Consider the following 5,827-nt stretch of genomic DNA (forward strand, 5'->3'; position numbering starts at 1 on the left):
GTCCAGGTCGGTCATCTTGATTACAGACATGGTTTGTCCTCTCAAATATTAATAAATAAAGTTTTTGGAAACCCGGCAACCTTGCCGAGCCTATAAATTCTTCAAACTGGTTATCGATATGGAGATTTGAGTTATTTATTTCAAGCCTGAAAATAAATAAATCTCCATCATCCTGCTACTACTCGGATGCTTGCATTGCGAGTGCCGTATCCAGCATGCGATTCGCAAAGCCCCATTCGTTATCACACCAAACGAGCATTTTAACAAGCTGCCCGTTGCTCACTCTTGTTTGTGAACCATCAACAATCGCACTATGGGGATCGTGGTTAAAATCGATGGAAACAAGCGGAGCTTCAGTATAGTCAACAATGCCACGTAATGTACACTGAGATGCGTTAACAATGGTTTGATTTACGTCATTAACTTTCACATTTGTATTAATTGTGACACTCAAATCCATCGCAGTGACATTAACTGTCGGTACGCGCACTGATATCGCTTCAAATTTGTTAGAAAATTTCGGAAAGATCCTTTCAATTCCTTTGTGCAACTTGGTGTCCACTGGAATGATGGATTGGCTTGCGGAACGTGTTCGACGCAAATCGGTGTGGTAGGCATCGATCACTTGTTGATCATTCATTGACGAGTGAATGGTGGTAATGGTTCCTGAATCGATACCAAACGCTTCATCAAGCACTTTAATAATCGGTACAATGCAATTGGTGGTACAGGATCCGTTTGACACAATGCGGTGTTCTGCGGTTAGCGTCTCATGGTTGACCCCATAAATGATTGTATTATCGAGATCATGTGAGCCGGGATGTGAAAAGAGTACCTTCTTTGCACCTGCCTCAATGTGCTCCAAACCATCGGCTTTTGAGCCGTACACACCCGTGCAGTCGAGCACAATATCAACGCCTAAATCGCGCCATGGCAGAAGTTTGATTTCACTAAGGTGCAAAATTCGAATCGAGTCATACTCATCCAGCCCATGATGAACATAGATATGCTCTTGATCATTGGTGATTTTTTTACCAAATCGACCATGAGTGGTGTCGTATTGTAGTAGGTGCGCCATGGCATCAGGTAGCGCCAGCTCGTTCACCGCCACCACCTTTATCTGCTGACTTTTTCCACTTTCATATATCGCACGCAGCACGTTACGCCCGATACGCCCAAAACCATTGATCGCGACTTTAAGCATCATTCCATCGTCTTAACTTTTTTCGTGGTACAGATAGTAACCGATAGCGACCAAGAGCAACACCCCAAGCCATCAGTTGTCGCAAAAGATTCCGTTTCTAAACGGACTCAAGGTACAAGCAACGGCGGCTACGACAAGAAAGATGACCATAAAAAATGGCTCACCAAACGGGAGCCATTTCATTTGCGGTATTGATGGTTTAAAAGTTAACGTCAATACCTAACCAATAACGACGTCCATCTTCTACATAGCCATATTCTTGGTATGAAATTTCTTCATCGAGTAGATTGTAAATCGCACCTTTCAAGCTTACTTGAGAAGAAAGCGCGTAAGTGATGCCAGTATCGATGAACTGATAAGCTGGCTCAATCAAGCTGCTACGAGAAGGGCCAGTGACTGGGTTGCTCTCTTTTCCACGATAAGTCAGCTTCAACCAACTGCTCAAGTTGTCAGTCGCTTGCCAATCAATATCAGCGCTGAAGCGATGTTCAGGTTGTTGCTCAAGTGGCATACCTTGATATTTTCCGGTTTTTTGCTCTGAGTCAGTGAAGGTATAACTCGCGTTGAAATAAACCGTTTCTGTGATAGGTAAACCGAGCGTACTTTCGACCCCACGCGTGTACGCTTCATCAACGTTCACTCGATAAGTGGGATCAGAGCCCCACTCGTTCGGGCCTGCAGTACAGACGTTGCTTGGGCACACAACACGGGTAATTTTGTCTTTGAAATCATTATGGAAGAAAGTCAAACTCGCGTTAAGACCCTCTCCATTTTGGTACATCAACCCCAACTCTTTGTTAATCGAGGTTTCAGGTTTTAAGTCTGGATTACCGTAAATATTACCGCCTTGACTCACCTGCGCCCAATTTGGCGTGACTTCTCTGAGCTGCGGTGAACGGAAACCCGTAGCCACGCCACCTTTCAGAATCCACGCTGGATTGATGGTCCACACGCCATACGCTCTTGGGCTAAAATGAGAACCATAATTTTCATCGTGGTCAACACGGCCACCTAAGGTTAGGTTGAACGACTCGGTCATGCGCCACTCGTCTTCAACAAACGCCGCCCATTGAGTGCTTTCAATCTGAGTTAAATCAGAGGCTTTATTTGAGGTGAAATCTTCTAACTTTGAATGTGAAGCCTCAATGCCTACGGTTGCCGTATTGTTAGTCAATGGCACCACTAAGCTTGATTTAGCCACCGTATTGATGATCTCCATCTCACGGCTTTTATTGTTACTTACTTCACGTTGGACATAAGTATCCGACACACCATAGTCGCCCCAATCCCCTTGGTGAGAAAGGGAAATATAGGTTCTACGGTATTCGTTTAAACTGTCTTCGCACCCACCTTTACAACCTGTCGTTGGCACGGATAACCCTACATTGCCTCGGCGATCTTGTGCGGAAGTGCCCACTTCAAAAGTCAGATCATGCTGCTCATTAAGTTGGTAGTTCAACTTTGAAGTTAAACTTTTTAAGCTTTTGTCTTGGTAGCCACGTTCAATCTTATCTTCATCGCGTTCGGTGCTCTGTCCATAAACCTGCAGAGAAAGATTATCGGCCAGTGGCCCTGTCAGGAAGAAGTTGACGCCGTCCTGATCGCCAGAATCGCGATTTTCTTGGAAAACCGTATCCAACTGAACACTGCCTGACCACTCTTGATTATCTTTTCGTGTGATGATGTTGATCACACCACCAATCGCATCTGAGCCATACAAAGTCGACATTGGGCCACGAATCACTTCAATTCGTTCAATGGCTTGCAGTGGTGGCATCCATCCCTGCTCAATACCTGGGCCATCACTATTTGGTCGAGTTTGACGTGAAGATTGACGCTTACCATCGACTAACATCAAAGTGTAGTTTGAACTCATACCGCGCAAGCTGATGTCTGTTTTGTCACCACCTCCAGTCACCAACACGCCCGGCACACTGCGCAGTGCATCGGTTACATCACGATAATAACGTGATTGCAACTCTTCTCGTGTAATCACACTGATACTCGCTGGAGCCTGCGCTTGTGTTTGTTCAAAACCAGCCGCCGTCACCACTAATTTCTCATAAGATTGAATTTCTTCAGCGAACACGTGTGATGAGGTGAATAACCCGAGCGCTGCAGTAATTGCAACATTCAGCGGATTGAGTCTGGACATGTACCACTCCTTTAAATGATAATGATTATTAATTTCAGGAGTGGATTATTCATAATTTTGATGATTGAGATAGATAGACAGATGGAATGGTCGATACCGAATATGGAACACAGTGATGATTAGATTAAAAGGCCATTTTACTTATGCATGATTTCAGTGCGATCAAAGCTTTCCATGCTCTCTGTCAATACAAAAGCCTGACTGCGGCGGCGAAAGCGCTGGAACAGCCTAAGTCCACCCTCAGTCGACGTTTGGCGTCTTTGGAAAACGATCTCGGACAAGCCTTAATTGCTCGGCAAGGCAACCGTCTAACTTTGACTAAGGCTGGGCAAGTTTTTGCAGTCTATACAGAACAACTGCTTGAATTAGCAGAAAAAAGCCATGAAGCACTGCAAGAGTTTAATAACCAAATCAGCGGTGAAATGACCTTGGTGGTTCATCCGAACTTAATTCGTGGCTGGTTGAGCAACGTATTGGATGAGTTCATGCAAACCCACACCGAAATCAACATTCGACTCTACAGCCAATATGTGGCAGAAGAGTCGCATCTTGAGCCTGATTTACTGATTTGGATTGGCCCGTTTGCTCAACAAGGCTGGAGACGTGAATTGCTCGGCCATTGGCAATATTCACCTTATGCGTCGCCACACTATCTTGCCAATAACGACATGCCAGAGCATCCACAGGATCTAGTCAAACATCCTTGGATTGATTTTATCGCTTTTCGCCAAGAAGCCTTGGCTCTCATCCATCCTATTCACGGCAGCTATCTTTTACCTGCGCTCACAAGCCGCTTGCAGAGTGATAATTTAGCTATGCAAGCGGATGCGATAGCCAAAGGAAGAGGCATCGGCTTACTGCCGACATGGTTTGCCAAAGGTTTTGAACAAGCGCACCCAAACAGTGTGCAAGCATGTTTGCCAGAATGGTTGTCGCCACCCACTGAAATTAGTTGTCATTATCCAGCAGGCAGACATCCGCTCAAACTGCGTCTGTTTATCGACGCGCTACGTCAAGCCTGTCCTGAAGAATGGAAAGCACCATAAACATCAAGATCAAAAAAGCCCAGCGAATGACTCGCTGGGCTTTTGCATTAAAAATAAGAAGACTTAAGCAAGCAGCTCTTGTGCTTGTTTCACCACGTTTTCAGTCGTAAAGCCGAACATTTTGAACAGTTGATCCGCCGGTGCTGACTCACCAAAGGTAGTCATACCGATGATCTTGCCGCCAAAACCAACGTACTTGTACCAGAAATCCGCGATACCTGCTTCAATAGCGATACGCTTAGTCACGGCGGCTGGTAGTACGGCTTCGCGGTAGGCTGCGTCTTGTTTATCAAACGCATCGGTCGATGGCATCGAAACTACGCGCACTTTCTTACCTTCGGCTGTAAGTTGCTCTGCGGCTTTTACCGCCAGTTCAACTTCAGAGCCAGTGGCAATCAGGATAAGCTCAGGCTGACCCGCGCACTCTTTTAGGATGTAACCACCTTTCGCGATATCCGCAACTTGCGTTTCACTGCGTGGCTGCTGCGCTAGGTTTTGACGAGAGAAAATCAGCGCTGATGGGCCATCTTTACGCTCAATCGCCAACTTCCATGCGACGGCTGATTCCACTTGGTCACACGGACGCCATGTGCTCATGTTCGGTGTCAAACGCAGTGAAGCCACTTGCTCAACCGGTTGATGGGTTGGGCCATCTTCACCCAAGCCAATCGAGTCATGAGTGTAGACTTGGATGTTCTGAATCTTCATCAGCGCGGCCATACGCATTGCATTACGGGCGTATTCCATAAACATCAGGAAGGTTGCGCCGTAAGGAACGAAGCCACCGTGCAGCGCGATACCATTCATGATGGCAGTCATACCGAATTCACGCACACCGTAGTGAATGTAGTTACCCGAGAAGTCTTCCGCCGTGAGCGATTGAGAGCCCGACCACATGGTGAGGTTAGACGGTGCCAAGTCTGCCGAGCCGCCCATAAATTCTGGCAGCATTTTACCAAACGCTTCCAGCGCATTTTGTGACGCTTTACGTGACGCAATATTGGCTGGGTTAGCTTGAAGGTCAGCGATAATTTGACTCGCTTTCGCTTCCCATTCTGCTGGCAACTCGCCATTTACGCGGCGTTTGAACTCAGCGGCTTCGGCTGGGTAAGCGGCGGCGTAGGCATCAAACTTGGCGTTCCAATCGGTTTCTTTCGCTTGGCCAGCTTCTTTGGCATCCCACTGCGTGTAAATGTCGGCAGGGATGTGGAAAGGTGCATGCGGCCAACCCAAGAATTCACGCGCCGCTTTGATTTCTTCAGCGCCTAAAGGGGCACCGTGACAATCGTGTGAGCCCGCTTTGTTTGGCGAGCCAAAACCGATGATGGTTTTGGTGCAAATCAAGGTTGGACGAGGGTCAGCTTTCGCAGCCTCAATCGCGGCATTAATCGCTTCAGCGTTATGGCCATCAACCGCAGCAAT

At 46.9% G+C, this 5,827-nt stretch carries 4 protein-coding genes; 1 reads left to right on the top strand and 3 read right to left on the bottom strand.

Features of this window, described 5'->3' with window-relative positions:
- Nucleotides 1-178 precede the first annotated feature (178 nt).
- Together epd and AACT21_RS05905 are read right to left on the bottom strand one after the other, a co-directional pair.
- On the bottom strand, nucleotides 179-1,204 hold the full coding sequence (epd, locus tag AACT21_RS05900; RefSeq protein ID WP_026027970.1) for an erythrose-4-phosphate dehydrogenase: 1,026 nt from the start codon (nucleotides 1,202-1,204) through the stop codon (nucleotides 179-181).
- Between the two features lie 199 nt (nucleotides 1,205-1,403).
- Nucleotides 1,404-3,359, bottom strand: coding sequence for a ligand-gated channel protein (locus AACT21_RS05905; protein ID WP_094164545.1), 1,956 nt, complete (start codon nucleotides 3,357-3,359; stop codon nucleotides 1,404-1,406).
- 143 nt (nucleotides 3,360-3,502) lie between these two features.
- On the opposite strand from AACT21_RS05905, the gene AACT21_RS05910 reads away from it, so the two are divergent.
- Complete coding sequence (locus tag AACT21_RS05910; protein ID WP_019282284.1) at nucleotides 3,503-4,405, top strand: LysR family transcriptional regulator; 903 nt, start codon at nucleotides 3,503-3,505, stop codon at nucleotides 4,403-4,405.
- A 63-nt stretch (nucleotides 4,406-4,468) separates the two neighbouring features.
- On the opposite strand, the gene AACT21_RS05915 is transcribed toward AACT21_RS05910, so the two are convergent.
- The coding region (locus tag AACT21_RS05915; protein WP_141195271.1) for a transketolase family protein at nucleotides 4,469-5,827 on the bottom strand (1,359 nt) is incomplete at its 5' end.

The organism is Vibrio sp. V08_P9A1T1 (assembly GCF_963874405.1).
Taxonomy (GTDB): domain Bacteria; phylum Pseudomonadota; class Gammaproteobacteria; order Enterobacterales; family Vibrionaceae; genus Vibrio; species Vibrio anguillarum.

Coding starts and splice junctions, on each gene's coding strand:
- epd (WP_026027970.1), bottom strand. CDS start 1,204: ATGCTTAAAGTCGCGATCAATGGTTTTGGGCGTATCGGGCGTAACGTG.
- AACT21_RS05905 (WP_094164545.1), bottom strand. CDS start 3,359: ATGTCCAGACTCAATCCGCTGAATGTTGCAATTACTGCAGCGCTCGGG.
- AACT21_RS05910 (WP_019282284.1), top strand. CDS start 3,503: ATGCATGATTTCAGTGCGATCAAAGCTTTCCATGCTCTCTGTCAATAC.